The organism is Methylobacterium sp. CM6257, assembly GCF_054611515.1.
Window position 1 is genome coordinate 2304230 of sequence record NZ_CM137735.1, and the last position, 19186, is coordinate 2323415.

Consider the following 19186-nt stretch of genomic DNA (forward strand, 5'->3'; position numbering starts at 1 on the left):
GGCCGTTCAGGCGTTCAGGCCTGCGGCAGCTCGGGGCTGAGCCCCAGAGCGTCGAGACCCTCTTCCAGGAGGTCGCCCGCAATCGGTGAGCCCAGCAGGGTCCTCACGGCGCCCTCACCGGCCGCCTCGCGCTCGCGGGCGAAACGCACCGCCTCGCCCCATTCCTCCGGCTCCATGTCGCCGCGTCCGACATAGAAGAGGGCCAGCAGCTCGGCCCGGGAATCGTCGTCGAGCCCGGCGATCATGCCGCGCACCTCGGATTCCGTGGCATCGTCGGTCCCGGAGATCAGGACGTCCGTGGAGCCATCGTCGATCGGGTTCGAGCCCGAATCCGGATCGGTGTTGCCCTCCTTCACCTCGATGGCACGCAGCCGCATGACGATGTCGGTGACGGTTTCGACGGCGATATCCATGCGCGGGTCTCCGGACGCTGACTGGGTCGGACTCATCGGGTCCTCAAGCCGCGACAACGGGCGAGCGGGGCAACGGGTTCGCCCGCATCCCCAGCGAAGACCGGTTGCGTGGTCCGCGCCACTTTGCGGCTCCACTACCGTAGGCTAGAGGCTGCGAGACTTTCCCGATAACCGGATTACCATCGGCGACAGACGTGGATTCTCCTGAGAGTACCGAAACGTCACCTGCCGATACCGTCGATCCCGGTCCGCGCGCGTCGAAGCTCCGTCGCGCGGCGATCGCGACCGCTTCCCTGCTCTGGACCCTGAGCGCCTCCGCGCCGCTCGCGCCGGCGCCCGCCGGAGCCCGTGCCGCCACCTACGAGGGCAGCGCGCCGAGCTGTTACCGCACCGGCGGCGGCGGCCTGGAGATCTGCCGGGAGGGCTCCGAAGCCGAGGGCGTGCTGATCTCCCCCGCGCCATGCGCCTTCGTGCGCGGCGTGCAGATCCTGCGGCTCGCCCGCTCCGAGGCACCCGGCCCGCTGCAGGCGGTCTTCCAGGGGCAGACCCCGATCGCGTCCCGCCGCCGCGATGAGCCCTGTCCGGAGCGGCGGGCCACGGACAGCCGGGACGGCGGCTCGCTGCGCACCGGCCGCACCCTGGAGGCCCTGGCCACGACCCTGCCGCCCTCGGCCGAACGGTTCTGGGTCGACTTGCCCGACGAGCGCGCGCGGACCCGGGGCTGGTCCGAGCCCACGCCCGCCGCCGAGGGGATCGGCCCGCGGGATCCGATCGCGGTCTCCGGCCGAGACTGGGCCGGCGAGGCCTACAGCTACGTCTTCCTGCTCGGGCAGGAGCGGGTGGGGGTGGCCGGCGGGCAGGAGGACGATGCGAAGGGCCGGCGCGGGCGCCGGAAGACGGAACGCGACGGTTCCGCGGACGGGCCGGCCGATGTTCGGCGGCGCGTGCAGATCGAGGCCCGCACCCTGGACTTCCAGACCTTCGAGATCCGCACCCGCACCGCCGACGGATACGGGCTGGACTGGACGCCGTTCGAGGCCGGCACGGGTCGCGGCCGGAGCGAGCCGCCCACCCCCGCCGCGGTGATCGACGAGACCGGCAAGCCGGTGGCCTCGGCCTGCACGGCGCCGGCCTTCGAGACGCACGGCCTCGCGGGGTCGATCAGCATCGTCGACCGTACCTACCACTACTTCTACACGGACGTGCTGCCCGAGGATTGCGGCCTCGCGCCCGAGAAGCGCCGCACGGCGCTCTATCTGCGCACGTCGCAGGACCTCGCCGGACAGAAGGTCTGGTCCGCGGCGAAGAAGCTCGCCGGGCCGCTGCCGCCCGGGACCCTCGTGCGGGTGGGGCGGGCCAAAGGCATGCAGCGCTGGGCGGTCTCCTACACGTGCCAGCGGCCGGCCAACGCCCCGGGGGGCCCGGTGGCCGATATCTGTCTGCAATACACGGCCGACATGAGCCTCGACGGGATCGGCGCCCTCAAGCTCTACGCCGATCCGGTCGAAGCGGGCCGCTCGCCGGCCTATCTCGGCCTGCGCTCGGGCGGCGACGGCAGCGGCCGCTACGACCGGAGCGCGCATTTCTGGATGACGGATGCGCAAGGCAACCTCGACACGCCCGCGATCTATCCGAGCAAGGCCGGCTTCCTGACCTGGCTCGACCGGCTCGCCCCGACCGCCTCCGGCCGGGATACGTCGAGCCTCTACGGCCGTCCGGTCTACTGGGCGACGTGGACGGTGCGTCAGACCGGCGCGCAATAAGCCGCGGGAATCGCTATATGGGCGGCCGACCCGCCGTGTAAGGCGCCCCTGACGGACCCGATGGAAACCCATATCGACCTGTGGTTCGCCGCGAGCATCGTGGTGATCTCGCTGCTGCTCTCGGCCTTCTTCGCGGGGGCGGAGACCGCCTTCACGGCGGCCTCGCGGGCCCGGATGCACGCGCTTGAACAGGCGGGCGACCCGCGGGCCGCGATCGTCAACCGCATCCTGGCGATCCGCGAGCGCTTCATCGGCGCCATGCTGATCGGCTACAACATCGTGGCGATCGGCGCCTCGGCCTTCACCACCAGCGTGCTCACTGCCCTGTTCGGCAAGAGCGGCGTCATCTACGCGACAGTGGGCATGTCGGTGCTGGTCATCGTCTTCGCCGAGGTGCTGCCGAAGACGCTAGCGATCTCCAAGCCCGACAAGGCGGCGCTCCTCACGGCGCGGCCGGTGGCCTTCGCGGTGGCTCTCATGGGTCCGCTCGCGCTCGCCATCGAGCACATCGTGCGCCTCATGCTGAAGCCCTTCGGCGTCACCATCGGCGAGCACCAGTCCATCCTCACCGCCGCCGAGGAGCTGCGCGGGCAGGTGGCGCTGATGCACCGCGAGGGCGGCGTCGCCAAGGCCGAGCGCGACATGCTCGGCGGCCTCCTCGACCTGTCGGACCTGACGGTCTCCGACGTGATGGTCCACCGCACCAAGATGCGGGCGATCGACGCCGACCAGCCCTCCGAGGACATCGTGCGGGCGGTGCTGGCCTCGCCCTACACCCGGATGCCCTTGTGGCGCGGCACGCCCGAGAACATCGTCGGCGTGCTCCACGCCAAGGACCTGCTGCGGGCGCTCGACGCCGCGGGCGGCGACGCCTCGGGCCTCAAGGTCGAGGCCCTGGCCCTGGAGACGTGGTTCGTGCCGGGTACGACGTCGCTGCGCGCCCAGCTCAAGGCCTTCCTCACCAAGAAGACCCACTTCGCCCTGGTGGTCGACGAGTACGGCGAGGTGATGGGCCTCGTGACCCTGGAGGACATCCTAGAGGAGATCGTCGGCGACATCGCCGACGAGCACGATGTCACCGTCTCGGGGGTACGCCCGCAAGGAGACGGCTCGGTCAATGTCGATGGCGGCGTGCCGATCCGCGATCTCAACAGGGCGATGGACTGGAACCTGCCGGACGAGGAGGCCACCACCATCGCGGGCCTCGTCATTCACGAGGCCCGGACCATCCCGGACCAGGGGACGGCCTTCAACTTCCACGGCTTCCGGTTCCAGGTGCTCCGGAAGGCCAAGAACCGGATCACCACGCTGCGGATCACGCCCCTGACGCCCGGAGGGGTCCAGGCGAGTCCGCAGCCGGAGGCGCAGCGCGGCGCGCCCTGACCCGGCCGCGCCGACCAGACGCGTCAGCCCGGCATCGCCTGCAGCCCCTCGGCGCGGATCCACTCACGGGTGCGGTCCAGCGCCCGGCCGAGCCGGTCGAACAGCGCGTCGATCTCGTCCGGCGCGATGATCAGCGGCGGGCAGACGGCCACGCGGTCGCCAGCGAGCGCCCGCACGATCAGCCCCTCTCCTTGCGCGAAGGCGACGCAGCGGGCGGCCACGCCCGCCTTGGGATCGTACTGGCGCTTGGTGGCCTTGTCGGCCACGATCTCCAGGCCACCGATCAGGCCGATGCCCCCGGCCTCGCCGACGATGTCGTGCCCGGCGAGCGCCGAGAGCCGGCGCTGGAAATGCGGCGCCTTCTCGGCCGCACCCTCGATCACCCGGTCGCGCCGGTAGATCTCGATCGCCTTGAGGGCCACCGCGGCGGCCACCGGATGACCGGAATAGGTGGTCCCGTGCCCGAAGGTGCCGATCTTCTCGCTCTGGCCGACCAGTGCTTGATAGAGCGGCTCGTCGATGCTCACGCCGCCGAGCGGCATGTAGGCCGAGGTCAGGGCCTTGGCGAAGGAGATCGAATCCGGCCGGATTCCGAGGGCCTCGCTGCCGAACCACGTTCCGAGCCGGCCGAAGCCGCAGATCACCTCGTCGGCGATCATGCGGACGTCGTACTTCGCCAGCACCGCCTGGATCGCCGCGAAGTACCCCCGCGGCGGCACGATCGCCCCGCCCGCGCCCATCACCGGCTCGGCGATGAAGGCCGCCACGGTCTCCGGCCCCTCACGCAGGATCGTGTCCTCCAGCTCGGCGGCCAGCCGCGCCGAGTAGGCCTCCTCGGTCTCGCCCGGCTCGGCGCCCCGGTAGTGGTGGGCGCAGGAGACGTGCAGGAAGCCTGGCAGCGGCAGGTCCCAGTCGGCATGGTTCGCCGCGAGCCCGGTCAACGACGCGCTCGCCACCGTGACCCCGTGATAGCCCTTCTGGCGGGCGATGATCTTCTTCTTCTTCGGCCGGCCGAGGGCGTTGTTGTAGTACCAAGTGAGCTTCACTTGCGTGTCGTTGGCTTCCGAACCCGACGACGTGAAGAAGATCTTCGAGGCCGGCGCCGGCATCAGCTCCTTGAGGGTCTCGGCGAGCTCGATCCCCGGATCGTGGCTGCGGCCGGAGAACAGGTGCGTGAAGGGCAGGCGCGCCATCTGCGCCCGGGCCGCCTCGACGAGTTCCGCGTTCGAGTAGCCGAGGGCCGTGCACCACAGGCCGGACATGCCCTCGATATAGGGCCGACCCTCCGTGTCATAGACGTGGACGCCCTCGCCGCGCTCCAGAACCAGTGGGCCGGTGTGCCGGTGCGCCGATAGGTTGGTGTAGGGGTGCAGCAGGGTTTCGACGTCGCGGGTCGCGAGGTTCGAGAGCATCGGTCGCAAGGTCCTCAAGCCGAGGGAATCCGCCGCCACACTACCGACCCGAAGCACAGGCAGGTAGCCCGCCGGATCCGCGTCCGGCCGTTGCCGGATGCATGCCGCTCACGCCGTACGCTCCATGCTCAATCCCGAAGCCTTCGCCGCCCAGCCCGCACCCGGCCGCGCCTGCGGGGCCTGCACGCTCTGCTGCAAGGTCTACGACGTGCCCGCGGTCGAGAGCGTGGCGGGGCAATGGTGCCGCCACACCAAGGCCGGCCAGGGCTGCGCCATCCACGCCACCCGGCCCGACCATTGCCGAGCGTTCCACTGCCTCTGGATGACGGAGGGCTGGCTCGGGCCGGAATGGAAGCCCGACCGCGCCAAGATGGTGCTCAGCCTGGATCCGATCACGCGCAACATGAACGTGCAGGTCGATCCCGGCCAGGCGAATGCGTGGCGGCGCGAACCCTATTACGGGCAGCTGAAGCGCTGGGCCGTGGCCTCGGTGCAGCTGCGGAGGCACGTGCTGGTGCACGTCAACAAGAGCACCACCGTCGTCCTGCCGGACCGCGACGTGAGCCTCGGGATCGTGTCCGCCGACGAGCGCATCGTCTCGCGTGAGCGAATGACCCCGCAGGGCCCGAGCTTCGACGTGCAGAAGGTTCCAGCCTGAACGAAAAGGCGGCTGATGGGCGCGATCTTCGAGGCGGCTAGCAGCCCCCCTGGATCCGCATCCGGGCCGCCGCGACCGCGCGCAGGAGACGGGCGTCCCCGGCCGGCTTGGGCAGCGTGTCCAGAACGCCCGGGATGCCGGTCGGTGCGAGATGCGGCGTGGCGGTGAGGAACAGCACGCCGACTCCTTCCCGGGCGAGGCGGCGGCCGATATCAGGTCCGCTGCACCCGTCGCGCAGCGTCAGGTCCACCAGCGCGAGATGAGGCTGCTCCGCACGGGCCAGGTCTAGGGCCGCGGCAGCACGATCCGCGATGCCGACCACCGTGTGGGCCTCCCGTTCGAGCAGGCTGCGGAGCGCGTCGGCGTAGATCACGTTGTCGTCGACAATCAGGACGCGCAACGCGCCCCCCGCGCGATCGTGGTCCCAGCACGAGGCGGAGAGCCGGGCCGCCGCCCGCGACGCGAAGGCGCAGGGCGAGCGTGCCAGGCAGGTGCCGTCCAGATTGCGGATGACCCAGCGGTAGCATCCGGGTTCGACCGCGCTCGGAAGGACCAGGATGCGCCGGTCCCGGCTGTGGGGGCGCCGCATCGCCTCAGCACCCCGCAGCGGCACCTCTGCACATCACGGGCGACTCGACCACCAGGAATGTCATCTGGAACAGGACCAGCCCCGAATGGTCGGTGACCTCGATGCGCCAGTCCTCCCCCAGGGCGATCCGGTGCGCATCGTGCTTCAGGATGTCGCCGACGAGGCGTATCGCCTCCAGCCGGGCGGCCTGCCTGTCCGACAGCTCGGCGCCTTCCGTGTCCAGCTCCGAGTGGCCGTCATGGACGTGGAAGTGAAAGCGCGGCATCTACGCACCCCAGTGAGCACTAGGCGGGGGTGCGGCCAACCCTCACTCGCGGCCATGCCGAGGTTCGTCGCTGCGATTGCCGAGGTCGTACGCGAGGCTCGCCGCTTCGGCCATAAACCACATTAGAAATCACCGCCGCAGGGAGCCTCGACGCAGCGGGACCGTCCTCGCGAAAAGCGGGGCTCCTTCGGGAAGGAGCGCTGGAGGATCTTGCGGGGCCGCCCGGTTTGGCCGACTGCTCAGGCATGACCACTGTCCACGATTTCACTGTCCGATCGGCCGATGGGAGCCCGTACCCGCTCGCGCAGCATCGTGGCCGGGTGCTGCTCGTCGTCAACACGGCCTCACGCTGCGGCTTCACCCCACAATACGAAGGGCTGGAGGCGCTCTGGCGCCGCCATCGGGATGCGGGCCTCACGGTCCTGGGCTTCCCCTGCAACCAGTTCGGCGCGCAGGAACCGGGCGACGCCGACGAGATCGAGCGCTTCTGCTCCCTGCGGTACGCCGTCAGCTTCCCGGTGCTCGCCAAGATCGCCGTCAACGGGTCCGAAGCCGAGCCGCTGTTCGAGCATCTCACCCGGACCAAGCCCGGCCTGTTCGGCACGCGGGCGGTGAAGTGGAACTTCACCAAATTCCTCGTCGGCCGCGACGGTCGCGTCGTCGGACGGTTCGCGCCCGCGACCAAGCCCGCCGCCCTGGAGGCGAAGATCCGGTCCGCCCTGGCCGCGAAAGGATAGGCCCGGCGCCCCCGACCTCAGACGAAGCCGAGATCCGCCTCCGTCGGTGCACGGATGCTGCTGCGCGCATCCACGCGTTGGCGCACTCTCAGAACCGTCCGCAGAGGCGCAATCGGGAAGGGCCGAACGGCCTCGCGCAGGATGCCGGCGAGGAAGCGGATTTCCGCAATCTTCCGCAAGGTCAGGTCTGACGCACCGCCGATGAGAGCCCTGCACTCGAGGTCCGACACCGCATCGAACAGTGCGCAGCGGGACCATCCGTCTTCCGAAGATTGCTTACGCGCCATAAGCGCGGTCAGCTCATCTTCGAACCTACATTGAACGGCCTGATCGGTACGCATCGTCGACTCGAACACAGCGAGACGAGACCGTAATGCACTCTCCGCCCGGAGTCAGCCGGCCGCAGCGCCCTTACGCACCGAGTCCGGGATTGTTGCGCAAGTGCATCTGCGCAATCGACCCGCGCGCGCGCTTCTCGCTCAGCGCCGGGCACCGACGAGGTCGGCGGCCGCCTCGAATTCCGCGCGGCGGGCCTCGAGGCGCGCCTCGGCCTCGGCATCCCGGCCCCAGACCTCGGCCTGATAGGTCTCGTCGACATGGGCCGCCGCCCAGGCTTCGGCCGGCGTGAGACGCCCGCGGAGCACGGCCAGGGCGATCAGCAGGGAGCCGGTGAGCGACGTCAGCGTGTGCAGGCCCGCCAGATGGAACGGATCGGCCACCGCCGTCACCGCATCCGAGAGCGCCCGCACGGTGTCGGGCGGCTGCTCCACATGCATGACGCCCTCGCTGAGAATCACCCGGGCGCCGAGTTCATCCCGCGCCCAGTCGAGGATCGGATCCCAGGCCGCTCCCTGCGCCGCCACCAGCCGCTCCGGGTCTCCCGCCCGGTAGGCCAGGAGGTCCGTGCCGGCATAGGCGCAGAGGTCGGCCGCGACCGCTGCGTGCCGGGGTGCGACGCCGTCGATGGCCGTGTTCGCGAGGCGGGTCAGAGGCATCCCTGCCGGGTCAATCAGGGTGTCCTGGGCCGCCCATTCGGCCGCAACCTTCTCGGCCAGCGCCTGGCTGGGCAGGCGCAGCGGGTTGCGGCCCGGCGTGTTGGCCGGACGTCCATCGAGGGTCAGCCGGAACCCGTCCGCATCCTCTGAGAATCCGGACTCCGTGTAGAACCGCCGGGGGAGGGCAGGCTTGGCATGATCGCGGGCTGCCCGCACCGGATCGGGTCGCTCGTCACCGCCCGGTTCGCCGAGCCAGTCTGTCGTCTCATCGCTCATGGATGCGAGATAGGCGTTCTCGGGCTCGCGCGCGAGCCTTCCGGGGCGTCAGACCGCCGTCTCCACACCGTCGAGGAGCAGGCCCTCCAGCGCGCCTGCGCTCGGTACCACCGTCACGGCCCCGGCTCCGTAGAGGGCTTCGGGCGGATGGTAGCCCCAGGCGACCCCCACGGATGCAGCACCGGCGGACACCGCCATGGCGATGTCGAAGGTGGTGTCACCAACCATCACGGTCGCGTCGGGCTTGCAGCCCGCCTCGACCATGGCCTGCCGCAGCATGGTCGGATCGGGCTTGGACGGCGCGTCATCGGCGCTCTGGGTGGTGGCGAACCACTCCGCCCAACCATGATGCGCGATCAGGCGGTCGACGCCGCGCCGGGATTTTCCTGTGGCGAGGCCGAGCAGCACATCGTCGCGGGCGTGCAGCTTGGCCAACAGATCGGCCATCCCCGGGAACAGGGGTTCCTCGTAGGCGGGGTCGAGGCGCAGCCGGTTGTAAGCCTGCTTGTAGCTCTCCGAGAGTTCCACGATCGGGCCGTCCTCGCCCACGAGGCGCCGGAAGGCCTGCGGCAGCGAGAGCCCCACCACCGACAGGGCTTCCCGCCGTCCGGGGGCCGGCAGACCGTTCTCCGCGAAGGCGAGCCCCTGGGCCGCGACGATCAGATGCTGGCTGTCGACGAGCGTGCCGTCGACGTCGAACACGACGAGCTTCATCGTCCGCTGCGGGCCGGCGGTCGTCCGGGGAGCTGGTGCGTGGGAGCGCTGGGGTTCGGCACTGATTCCGGCCCGGCCGCGGACGGTTGCGCCGGCGGGACGCGGGTGCGCTCGTAGCCGAGGCGGCAGCGGATCAGGAAGCGCCGGCGCTTGCCGCCGCGCAGGCCGCGCTGATGCGAGGCGCGGTTGCAGGCGGCGTAGGAGCGCCGCCGGCGCTCGGCACGGGCGCTCCCGGTCGGGCGCGGAGCAGGCTGCGCGACCGCGGCCGGCTCAGCGGGCGACCCGGCCGGACGCGGCGCCTCAGCCGACGGAGGCGCGCTCGCCGGCGGGGCCGACTTGGCCTGCTCGCCCGGCGCGGCGCGTGCGACCGGCGCAGCGAGGCACAGGGCGGCGAGGCAGGCCAGCATCGCGAGCTTCATGCGTCAGGGTCTCGAACCGCCGGGAAACGGCCCCGCGGCGGATCGGCGGGGCGCGCCGCAGCATATGAGGCGGGGCATCCGGTTGCCAAGGTATGCGGCCCACGAGACACCCGGCTCATGAACCGTGCTCCGCCGGGCATGCTGCGGCGCGGCGTTCGCGCGCAGGCTCCCATCGGCTCAGCTCTCGGGCGCCTCGACGATCGGGTCGTAGCGGGCGGCATCGAAGCCCAGGAGGTTCCAGCTCTGGGCCATATGGGGCGGCAGCGGCGCGCTGACGTCCACGGGCTTGCCGGTCCGCGGGTGCGGGATGACAATCCGCCGCGCGAGCAGGTGCAGGCGATTCTGGATGCCACCCGGCAGCTCCCAGTTCTCCACCGAGAAGTATTTCGGGTCGCCGACGATCGGGTGGCCGATATGGGCCGCATGGGCGCGCAGCTGGTGCGTGCGGCCGGTCACCGGCTTGAACGACAGCCAGGACAGCTTCTGGGCGGCCTGATCGACCATCGCGTAGTAGGTCAGCGCGTGGCTCGCGCCCTCGTCGCCGTGCTTGGCCACGCGCATGCGCGCGTCGGCATCGGTGGGCTCCTCCTTGGCGAGATAGGTCGAGACGCGGCCCTGGCGCACCCGCGGCACGCCCGCCGTGAGCGCCCAGTAGATCTTGCGCGCCGCCCGAGAGCGGAAGCTCTTGGCGAGTGTCGCGGCAGCGAGCCGGGTCTTGGCGACGATGAGGCAGCCCGCCGTGTCCTTGTCGAGCCGGTGGACGAGGCGGGGCTTCTGCCCGTCCGGGCCGGTGAGCGCCGCGAGCAGCCCGTCGACGTGCCGGACCGTCCCCGACCCGCCCTGGACCGCAAGGCCGAAGGGCTTGTTGAGGATCATCATGTCCGCGTCCTCGTAGAGGATCAGCGAGCGCAGGAATTCGGCATCGTCCTGCTCGCGCGCGGCGTTGCGCGGCCGTTCGGAGGGCTGGTCGAGGCGCAGCGGCGGCACGCGCACGCTCATGCCCGGCTCCAGCCGGTCGTTGGGCTTGGCGCGCTTGCCGTCGACCCGCAGTTCGCCCTTACGGACGATGCTCTGCACCCGGGTGAAGGGCAGGAGCGGGAAGCGGGCGGTGAGGAACCGGTCGATCCGCATGCCGGCCTCATCCGGCTCGACCGTCAGGGTCTGCACGCCGGAGGCGAGGGTCGCGGAGGCCGCGGCGCGCTGCTCGCGCCGGGTCGGGCCCGGGGCGGGCGCCACCGGCCGCGTCGCCGCGGGCCTCGACCCGGGCTTGGCCCCCGGTGCGCCGCGTCCGGCGGGCGCCGCGCGGCGGGCCTGCGTCCCTTCCGCGGCCGCACGGGCCTTCGGCGCCCGGGCCGGCACGGCGGGCGCCTGCGCGCCCCAGGGGTCGCGCGCGCCGGCATCGTCGCCGCGGTTGCGGGCGGCGCGCTCGGCGGCGTCGCGGGCGCTGGTGCGCGGGCCGGTGCTGGCGCGTCCCTCGGCGTGGAACTTGCCGGCTTGGTGCTTGCCGGCCTGAGGCTTGCGCCCCTTCGGGCCGCCGCTTCTGGGAGGTCGTGTCGTCATGATTCCGCCGGGACCCGTCCCCGATTCGAACGGAGCGTCCGGGCGTAGGGGCCGCGGCGTCGCGGATGTCCGGACCGATGGGGTTGCCCGGCTGTAGCATCGCCCGCGCGCAGCGGCAAAGGCACGTGCCCCGCAGGCGTCCGGCGCTCCGACAGCGGGACAGCCGGCTGGCGGCGGTTGACGCGGGTCCCAGATACGGCCAAGCCTGTCGGCGACGGTTCCCCTCGGGGATCAAAAGGGAACGCGGTGAGGGGCTCGCCCCGAGGCCGCGGCTGTCCCCGCAACTGTAAGCGGCGAGCCCTTCACCACCACGTCACTGGGTCGAGGACCCGGGAAGACGGTGCGAGGGCGGCGACCCGCGAGCCAGGAGACCTGCCGTCAGCCGTGGTCACACGCGAAACGCGCTGGGCGGGGTTGTCCTGGCGGGTGTCGAGACGCCCGTGCGCCAGCGCGGTCGGCGAGGCCTCGTTCGCGGTGACGTGCCACAGCAAGCGCGCCCGCGACACCGCTCCCGATGCCCGTCCTCACCGTATCGATCGCCTCCGCAGCCACGACGCGTATCCATGCGCCTGCGGCCGACGAGCCTTCGACGCGCCTCAGCAATTGTAATGTTATTACACTGCTTGTAGGACGAGTCGGCCGGCCTGCGCCGCGCATGGACCTCCTCTGCCATGTCACCATCGACCATCCGCCCACAATCCGGCGGACCCGCGCCGCTCTGCGGCGTGCTCCTCGCACTCCTCGGGAGTCCGGCCGCCGCGCAGGAAGCCGTCACACTGGATCAGCTCTCGGTTGAGGGAGAGGGGGGCGATCCGAACCGCGCCATCCCGAGCGGCCTCAACCTGCGCACCCGCGATCGCACAGCGAGCCGGATCGGCCTGACGCCCCTGGAGACGCCGGCGAGCCTCGACATCGTGTCGGGCGAGACCGCCCGGCTGCGCGGCCAGGACACGATCGCCGAGGCCGTGACGCAGGACGCCACCGGCATCGCCACGATCGCGGCGCCCGGCAACGGCAACGGCGCGTTCACGTCCCGCGGCTTCGCCGGCCCGAACTCGATCCAGCAGCTCTACGACGGCACGCGCTTCTACGTGGGCGCCAACACCGTCACCTTCCCGTTCGACACCTGGAACGTCGAGCGGATCGAGGTGCTGCGCGGGCCCTCTTCGGTGCTCTACGGCGACGGTGCCATCGGCGGCGTCATCAATGTGATCCCGAAGAAGCCAGTCTTCGTGCCGATCAACGCCGCGCGCGCCGTGGTGGGCACCGACGGCGTCGCGCGGCTCGCCCTCGATTCCGGCGGCGCGCTCGGCCAGGCGGAGTTCGGCGACACCCTCGCGTACCGCCTCAACGTCAGCGGCAACCGCGCCGACGGCTGGATCCGGCCGGAGGGCGATTTCCGCAACCTCGCGGTCTCGGCCGCCTTGCTGTTCCAGCCGAGCCCGGATCTCGCCGTCACGCTCAGCCACGACCTCGGCTACCAGGAGCCGGCCCGCTACTGGGGCACGCCGCTGGTCGAGGGGCGGATCCCGGACCTGATCCGGTTCAACAACTACAACGTCCGCGACGCGAAGATCACCTGGGCCGACAACTGGACCCAGCTCAAGGCCGAATGGTCACCCTCCGCCGACATCACTTTGCGCAACACCGCCTACCGGCTGACCAGCCGGCGCCACTGGCTCGACGTCGAGCAGTATTCCTACAACCGCGGCACCGGGCTGGTGGACCGGGGCGACTACCTCGAGATCTATCACAGCCAGGAGCAGGTCGGGGACCGGCTCGACGCGACGGTCCGGGGCGATCTCTTCGGGTTCGCCAACCAGTTCGTGGCCGGGTTCGACGTCAACCACATCGACTTCCGGCACACCAACAACTTCTACTTCGACCAGACCACCAGCGTGCCGCTCGTCGGCTACGATCCGGGGTCCTTCCCGCAGACCGGGCGGGCGCGCCCGGCCTACGCCACCCAGACGAGCCAGGCCTCGGTCTTCGCCGAGGACCGGGTGATCCTGACGGACAGGCTGTCGTTTCTCACGGGCGTGCGCCTCGACGTGCCGACGCTCCACCGGGAGGACCTGCAGACCGGATCGCGCTTCGAGAAGACCTACCGGGCGCTCGGCTATCGGTTCGGCCTCGTCTACAACCCGACGCCGGACAGCGCGCTCTACGCTCAGTACAGCTTCGCCACCGACCCGGTGAACAGCCTGATCACGCTGTCGCAGTCGCTGGCGGGATTCCAGCTCGCCACCGGCACGCAGGTCGAGGTCGGCGCCAAGGGACTGGCCTTCGACGGCGCCCTGGAATGGACCATCGCGGGCTACCGCATCGTCAAGGACAACCTGATCTCGGCCGTGCCGGGCCAGCCGACCCGCTCGACGCAGGTCGGACAGCAATCGTCGCAGGGATTCGAGCTGGCGCTGGGCTGGCATTTCGCCCCGGGCTGGCGCCTGGACGGCAACCTCGCGCTCCTGCACGCGCAGTACGACAAATTCGATCAGACGGTGAACGGCGCCACGGTCTCGTATGCCGGCAACCAGCCGATCGACGTGCCCGAGCGCGTGGCCAATCTCTGGCTGACCTGGGAGTTCGCGCGCGACTGGACCGCGCGGGTCGGGCTCCAGAACGTCGGCCAGGTCTACAGCGACTTCGGCAACACGGCGCGGCGTCCGGCCTACACTCTGGTCAACCTCGTGCTCGACCATCAGGTCACGGCGGAGTCCCGGCTCTCGCTGCGGGTCTACAACCTGTTCGACAAGGTCTACGCGATCAGCGGCAACGCCGTGAACGGGGTCGGCACCAACTGGCTGCTCGGGCGCCCGCGCTCGGTCGAGGTCGCATACACGGTGACGTGGTGAGGTCGGCGCGTCGGCTCGGCAAGACCGGCCGGCGCTGGCTGCTCCTGTTCCACCGCTGGTCCGGCATCGCCGCGGGGCTGTTCTTCGCCCTGTGGATCGGCTCCGGCCTGGTGATGCTCTACGTGCCGTTCCCGGCGCTCACCGACGCCGAGCGCCTCGCACGCCTCAGCCCGATCGCCTGGGAGCAGGTCACGGTCTCGCCGGATCGGGCCCTGGCGGCAGGCGGGCTGCCCGAAACGCCGGCCGGCTTCGGGCTGGAGATGCGCGGCGGCGAGCCGGTCTACCGCATCGCCGGCCGCGACGGGACGCGGGTGACCGTCTCGGCGCGGACCGGCGCGCGACTCGCTCCGGTGGGTCCGGCGGAGGCGCTGCGCCTCGCGGCCGGGGATCGGCCAGGAGCGCGCGTGAAGCCGCTGGAGCGGGACCAGTGGACGGTCACGGCCCGCTACGATCCGCTTCGTCCCTTCCTTAAGGTCGTCCTCGGCGACCCGGCCGGAACAGAACTCTACGTCTCGCGGGTCACCGGAGAGATCGCTCTCGACACGACGCGGTTCGAGCGGGCCTGGAACTGGCTCGGTTCGGTGCCGCACTGGATCTATCTGACGCCTTTGCGCGCCCGGGCCGAGCTGTGGCGGAGCGTCCTGCTCTGGCTGTCGGGCTTCGCCGCCCTGGGCGCGATGAGCGGCCTCGCGATCGGCATCTGGCGCCTGCGCCTCCGGCGCCGCTACGCGCACGGGGCGGTGACGCCCTATCGCGGGCTCGCCCGCTGGCACCACCTGTTCGGCCTCGCGGGCGGACTCGGGTTGTGCAGCTTCATCCTCAGCGGCTGGATCTCGATGAACCCGAACCGCTGGTTTGCGTCCAACGCCGCGCCCGCCGACCTCCGCGCCGCCTATGCCGGAACGCCCCCGGCCCTCGGGCTCGACGCCGGAGCCCTGCGGGGCTTCGCCGAGCCCGGGACCCGGGCGCTGCGTTTCGCCGCTATCGGCGGCGCTTGGTGGATCGTCGCCGACGCCCCGGCCGGTGCGCGGACCCGCCGCGCGGCGGACGGGGTCGCGCTGGACGCCGACACCGTCGCGAAGGCCGCCGGCCGAGCCGTGCCCGGGGGCACCCAGCGCGCCGTGGAGCAGCTGACGGCCTTCGACACCTATTGGTATCCGCACGGAACCGATCCACGCCCGCTGCCGGTCCTGCGCCTGCGCTTCGACGATCCGGCCGGCACCTGGCTCCACGTCGACCCTCGGGACGGAACCGTCCTCCAGCGCCTGGACCGGTCAGGCCGGATCAACCGCTGGCTGTTCGATGCCGCGCACCGCCTCGACCTGCCGGGGCTGACCGGCAGACGCCCCCTGCACGACGCGGCCCAATGGGTGCTGAACTTCCTGGCGGCGGGGATCGCCGCGACGGGCCTCGTCGCGGGCTGGCGCAGGCTGCGCCGAACCCTGTCGTTATAGGGCTCCTACGAGGCTCGGTTGTCGATGGGAGGAATCATACCCCCGTCATCACGGGGGCAGCGAAGCGATCCAGGGTCGCGCGACACGCCAAAGAGGGCGCCACCGGATCGCTTCGCTGCGCTCGCGAGGACGGTGGAGCGTGATGGAAATCGACGCTCAGAACCGCGCCGTCAGGAACAGCCGCACGTTCCGCCCGGGCAGCAGGATCTCGTCCTTCTTGAACGAGGTCGAGTTGCGGATGTCGGCATTGAGCAGGTTGCGGCCCTGGAGGCCGAGGGTGATCTCGCTCGCCCCGTACATCGCCGGATCGATCGCCTTGGTGTAGCTCACCTCGGCGCGCAGGTCTTCGTAGCCGGGGGTCGGCGTCTCGAAGACCGCAGTCGCTTCGTGGCTGAAGGCGTGGAGCAGGTTCATCCGGGCGAACCAGCCATCCGCCCTCAGATAGATGCCGCCGCCGAGCCGGTAGGGTGGGATGCGCGGCACGTTGGTGCCGTCGTCGAACTTGGCGCGGACGAAATCGAACTGGCCTTCGATTCCGGCAAAGCCATTACCCACCGGGACGAGGTCGTACTGGCCGATGATCTCGGTACCGTAGAAGGTGGCGTTCTGCTGCTGGTAGACGACCTGCCGGTTGTCGGTGCCGGTGCCGCAGGAGGCGAAGTCATCGTCGCAGGTCAGCCCCGTGTAGTTGCGGTAGATGAAGCCCGTGTAGCGCGTGTAGTAGCCTGTGGCGTCCAGACGCAGCGGCCCCTCGGCCCGCCGGATGCTGACCTCCACCGTGCGGGCGCGCTCCTTCTTGAGGTCCGGATTGCCGATCTCGAAGGTCGCGGTGGCGTCGTGCGGCCCCTGCGAGAACAGCTCGTAGCCGGTGGGCCCGCGCTCGACATAGGACCCGGTGAGGCTCGCCACGAAGCCGTAGGGCAGGTCCTGCAGGGCACCGATGCTGGCGCTCTTCGGGACGAAGCGCCGGGTCAGCGCGTACTGGACCGGTTCCTGGCCATCGACCGGCACGTAGTCGGCCGGGAACTGGGCCGCCGTGCTCGACAGACGGTCGACCTCGTAGCGCCCGGCCGCCTGGAGCCGCGTGCCGGGACGAAGCTCGAGTTCCTCGAACAGGTAGACCGCGTTGGCGCGGGACTCGGTCTTGGGCAGGAACGATTCGAGCTGCGTGTTGATCACGCGCCGGTCGGACTGGATACCCAAAGCGCCGGTGAGCTTGCCGAACGCGGTGAACACCGGGACCTGCTGGAATTCCAGGCGACCCTCGGCCTCGCGGTTCTTGAAGATCGCCTGGATGCCCTCGATCCCGTCCTCGCCGAAGCCGACTTCGTTGTGGCGGTAGACCGAGTAGCCGGCCCAGTAGCGGATCACCTCGAAGGGACCGTCCAGCGGGCGGTACTCGCCCCGCGACAGGACCCGATCCTGATTGGGGGTCAGCCGGGTCCGATCCTGCTCGGCCACTCCGCCGGGGATCGCGTAGACCGCGTCGTAATGGCTGAAGGAGAGGCCCACGAAGCCGCGGTCGCCGATCGCCGAGATGCCGACGGCACCGCCCTGCGACTCGTTATAGAAGTTGCGCTGGATCCCGCCGGGGATGGCGTAGCTGTCGTTGGCGGTCCTGAAGCCGTCGGCGTGGACCGCGATGCCGTCGCCGCCGGCATCCACCGTGGCGGCGCCGAGCCGGCCATTGTCCACGCCGGAGAATCCGCTGGTCACCTGTCCCTGCACGCCGTTCGCCGGGATGAAGGTCGGCACCCGGTTGTTGTCGGCCGAGACCACGCCGCCGATGGCGCCGGAGCCGTAGCGCAGGGTCGCGGGCCCCCGGATCACCTCGATCCGGTCGGCGACCAGCGGGTTCACCGGGACCGCGTGGTCCTCCCCGAGGTCCGACACCCCGCCGTTGACGATGCCGTTCTCCTGAATGCGCACCCGGGCATTGTCGAGGCCGCGAATGATCGGCCGCGAGGCCGCGCCCGGCGCGTAGGTGGTGGCCGAGATGCCGGGCCGGTCGAACAGGGCGTCCCCCAGGGTCCGGGGCTGGTCGCGGGCGATCTGCTCCTGCGTGACAACCGTCATGGGCGAGAACGTGTTGGTGACCACCGGCAGGATGCCGGTCGGGACCGCGGTGTCGGCTGCGGGACGGCTCGGCTGGATCGGACTCGGACTGGTGACGCTGATCTCGTCGAGAGACACTGCCTGCTGGGCTCCAGCCGGCGACACGGCCAGGAGGCTCGCAGAGACGGCCGAACTCAGGATCGTGCCGGCCAGCAAGGCCGAGTGGCGCACCGTCATCATCGCGACTCGCAGACTGTTATAACGTTTCACTGATCTGCGATGGCGGGCTGACGCAAGCGCGAACTGCTCGGGCGTGTCGGTCGGAGGCGAAACGTTACATCATTGCAACAGGCGCGTGCGATCAGGGGGTGCCCGGCCCACGAGGCCCGCGACGACGCTCAGCATGTGCGCAGGATCAGGCAGCCAGTCAGGTCGGCAGGATCTCGGCTTCGTCCTCGGCTTCGATCTCGGCGTCGGTGATCTGGCCGGACGCACCGGCCGCCTCTGCCAGACCGCGGGCGGCCTTGCGCAGCAGCTTGCGCAGGCGGCGCCGGTCGGTCTTGTCGAGATGGTCGAGCAGTTCGCCCTCGACCTCTTCCTGGATGCGCTCGATGGCCTCGGCCTTCGCGAGGCCGGCCTCGGTCAGCTGCACACGCACCACGCGCCCGTCGCCCGACTCGGCTCGCCGCTCCACGATGCCGAGAGCCGCGAGCCGCGTCACGGTCTTCGAGGCTGTCGGCGGACGCACACGCAGGAGGGCAGCCAGGTCGCCCATGGTCATGGTGCCGGCCGTGGCCAGCGCCTGCACCACCTGCTCCTGACCGGCGAACAGGCCAAGCTTGGCCAAGCGGTCACCGGTGCGCGCCCGGTGCAGACGCGCCGCCTGCACCAGCGCCCATCCCACGCTGCGGATACCGGGCGGCCGCATCTTCTTGGAGGGCAGCCCCGGCGCCGCCGCAACCTCGTCCACGCGATCGCGTTTGTGCTTGTCGCCCACCGGAGCGCCCGAATTTGTGCCGGCGGCCGCCGGACTGTCCTGAATCTGCACCGTCCACCCCCATCACACGGCCGCCGACATCCCTGTGGCGCCGACCGGTGACGTTGCGATGACGGGGCCGGACGAGGCCGGCCGGTCAGCAGTGCATCAGGCGCTTGAGTCGGTCCAGGATGTCCTCGCCCGTGCAGGGCCGGGCGATGAAGTCGGCGTGTTCGGGCATGCGGGCCGGGTCCGGCGCTGCCCGCCCCGATACGATCAGGATCGGCAGCTGCGGGCGCGCCTCGGCCACGGAGCTGGCGAGATCGAACCCGTCCGTCTTGCCTGAGAGCTGGACGTCCGTGACGAGCCCGCAGATATCCGGGCGCGCCTGAAGAATGCTGAGCGCCCGCTCGGCGGAGGCGCACTGCACGGTATCGTAGCCGCCTTCCTCCAGCACGTCACCGAGGTCCATGATCGTCAGCGCCTCGTCCTCGACGAGGAGGATTACCGGCCGATCGCCGCCCGAACCCGTCTGCTCGCTCGCCACTGTGTACTCCCTCCGGCAGCGTCCGGCCGCGAGGGCCGCCGCACGCGTCTCTAGCCGTGAGCCCAACGGCAGAAATCGTCTCGGGTTGCAGGCAAGCCCGGCGGCAGATCACGGG

18 protein-coding genes and 1 riboswitch are annotated in these 19186 nt (G+C 70.8%); of the genes, 6 read left to right on the top strand and 12 right to left on the bottom strand.

The window, feature by feature from the left end; translation table 11 throughout:
• Window positions 1-14: 14 nt before the first annotated feature.
• A complete protein-coding gene (locus tag ACYCO6_RS11385) occupies window positions 15-413 on the bottom strand; it encodes a DUF3775 domain-containing protein (protein WP_459771878.1) in 399 nt (132 codons plus the stop codon).
• Between the two features lie 293 nt (window positions 414-706).
• Here ACYCO6_RS11385 and ACYCO6_RS11390 point away from each other — a divergent pair, with 293 nt between their 5' ends.
• Together ACYCO6_RS11390 and ACYCO6_RS11395 are read left to right on the top strand one after the other, a co-directional pair.
• Window positions 707-2176, top strand: coding sequence for a hypothetical protein (locus ACYCO6_RS11390; protein ID WP_459773528.1), 1470 nt, complete (start codon window positions 707-709; stop codon window positions 2174-2176).
• A 60-nt stretch (window positions 2177-2236) separates the two neighbouring features.
• Window positions 2237-3559: an HlyC/CorC family transporter gene (locus ACYCO6_RS11395; protein ID WP_459771879.1), complete on the top strand. Its 1323-nt coding sequence runs from the start codon at window positions 2237-2239 to the stop codon at window positions 3557-3559.
• Window positions 3560-3582: 23 nt separating this feature from the next.
• On the opposite strand, the gene ACYCO6_RS11400 is transcribed toward ACYCO6_RS11395, so the two are convergent.
• Window positions 3583-4971 (bottom strand): aminotransferase, encoded by a 1389-nt coding sequence (locus ACYCO6_RS11400; protein WP_459771880.1) that lies wholly within the window; start codon window positions 4969-4971, stop codon window positions 3583-3585.
• A gap of 124 nt (window positions 4972-5095) precedes the next feature.
• Here ACYCO6_RS11400 and ACYCO6_RS11405 point away from each other — a divergent pair, with 124 nt between their 5' ends.
• Complete coding sequence (locus ACYCO6_RS11405; RefSeq protein WP_459771881.1) at window positions 5096-5629, top strand: hypothetical protein; 534 nt, start codon at window positions 5096-5098, stop codon at window positions 5627-5629.
• Window positions 5630-5666: 37 nt separating this feature from the next.
• On the opposite strand, the gene ACYCO6_RS11410 is transcribed toward ACYCO6_RS11405, so the two are convergent.
• Together ACYCO6_RS11410 and ACYCO6_RS11415 are read right to left on the bottom strand one after the other, a co-directional pair.
• The gene (locus ACYCO6_RS11410; protein ID WP_459771882.1) at window positions 5667-6218 is read right to left on the bottom strand and encodes a response regulator; all 552 of its coding nucleotides are present in this window, start codon (window positions 6216-6218) and stop codon (window positions 5667-5669) included.
• A gap of 4 nt (window positions 6219-6222) precedes the next feature.
• The gene (locus tag ACYCO6_RS11415; RefSeq protein WP_459771883.1) at window positions 6223-6483 is read right to left on the bottom strand and encodes a DUF6894 family protein; all 261 of its coding nucleotides are present in this window, start codon (window positions 6481-6483) and stop codon (window positions 6223-6225) included.
• Between the two features lie 245 nt (window positions 6484-6728).
• On the opposite strand from ACYCO6_RS11415, the gene ACYCO6_RS11420 reads away from it, so the two are divergent.
• The gene (locus ACYCO6_RS11420; RefSeq protein WP_459771884.1) at window positions 6729-7220 is read left to right on the top strand and encodes a glutathione peroxidase; all 492 of its coding nucleotides are present in this window, start codon (window positions 6729-6731) and stop codon (window positions 7218-7220) included.
• A 17-nt stretch (window positions 7221-7237) separates the two neighbouring features.
• Here the strand turns inward: ACYCO6_RS11420 and ACYCO6_RS11425 are convergent, their stop codons facing one another.
• The 5 genes from ACYCO6_RS11425 to ACYCO6_RS11445 all read right to left on the bottom strand — a co-directional run bounded on the left by ACYCO6_RS11425 (window position 7238) and on the right by ACYCO6_RS11445 (window position 11184).
• Complete coding sequence (locus ACYCO6_RS11425) at window positions 7238-7561, bottom strand: hypothetical protein (protein ID WP_459771885.1); 324 nt, start codon at window positions 7559-7561, stop codon at window positions 7238-7240.
• 138 nt (window positions 7562-7699) lie between these two features.
• Window positions 7700-8491 carry an ATP12 family chaperone protein gene (locus ACYCO6_RS11430; protein WP_459771886.1) on the bottom strand — a complete coding sequence of 264 codons (792 nt, stop codon included), beginning with the start codon at window positions 8489-8491 and terminating at the stop codon, window positions 7700-7702.
• A 48-nt stretch (window positions 8492-8539) separates the two neighbouring features.
• Window positions 8540-9205, bottom strand: coding sequence for an HAD-IA family hydrolase (locus ACYCO6_RS11435; protein WP_459771887.1), 666 nt, complete (start codon window positions 9203-9205; stop codon window positions 8540-8542).
• A complete protein-coding gene (locus ACYCO6_RS11440) occupies window positions 9202-9624 on the bottom strand; it encodes a hypothetical protein (RefSeq protein ID WP_459771888.1) in 423 nt (140 codons plus the stop codon). Before ACYCO6_RS11440 ends, ACYCO6_RS11435 begins: the two co-directional genes overlap by 4 nt.
• A 177-nt stretch (window positions 9625-9801) precedes the next feature.
• Window positions 9802-11184 (bottom strand): RluA family pseudouridine synthase, encoded by a 1383-nt coding sequence (locus ACYCO6_RS11445; protein WP_459771889.1) that lies wholly within the window; start codon window positions 11182-11184, stop codon window positions 9802-9804.
• A 198-nt stretch (window positions 11185-11382) separates the two neighbouring features.
• Window positions 11383-11578, top strand: a riboswitch (cobalamin riboswitch).
• Window positions 11579-11855: 277 nt separating this feature from the next.
• On the opposite strand from ACYCO6_RS11445, the gene ACYCO6_RS11450 reads away from it, so the two are divergent.
• On the top strand, window positions 11856-14039 hold the full coding sequence (locus tag ACYCO6_RS11450; protein WP_459771890.1) for a TonB-dependent receptor: 2184 nt from the start codon (window positions 11856-11858) through the stop codon (window positions 14037-14039).
• The gene (locus tag ACYCO6_RS11455) at window positions 14033-15493 is read left to right on the top strand and encodes a PepSY domain-containing protein (protein ID WP_459771891.1); all 1461 of its coding nucleotides are present in this window, start codon (window positions 14033-14035) and stop codon (window positions 15491-15493) included. The genes ACYCO6_RS11450 and ACYCO6_RS11455 overlap by 7 nt, the downstream gene beginning before the upstream one ends.
• A 156-nt stretch (window positions 15494-15649) precedes the next feature.
• Here the strand turns inward: ACYCO6_RS11455 and ACYCO6_RS11460 are convergent, their stop codons facing one another.
• The 3 genes from ACYCO6_RS11460 to ACYCO6_RS11470 form a co-directional block, all read right to left on the bottom strand.
• A complete protein-coding gene (locus ACYCO6_RS11460) occupies window positions 15650-17785 on the bottom strand; it encodes a TonB-dependent receptor (protein WP_459773530.1) in 2136 nt (711 codons plus the stop codon).
• 190 nt (window positions 17786-17975) lie between these two features.
• Complete coding sequence (locus tag ACYCO6_RS11465; RefSeq protein ID WP_459771892.1) at window positions 17976-18596, bottom strand: MarR family winged helix-turn-helix transcriptional regulator; 621 nt, start codon at window positions 18594-18596, stop codon at window positions 17976-17978.
• A gap of 85 nt (window positions 18597-18681) precedes the next feature.
• Window positions 18682-19071 (bottom strand): response regulator, encoded by a 390-nt coding sequence (locus ACYCO6_RS11470; protein WP_459771893.1) that lies wholly within the window; start codon window positions 19069-19071, stop codon window positions 18682-18684.
• Window positions 19072-19186: the final 115 nt, after the last annotated feature.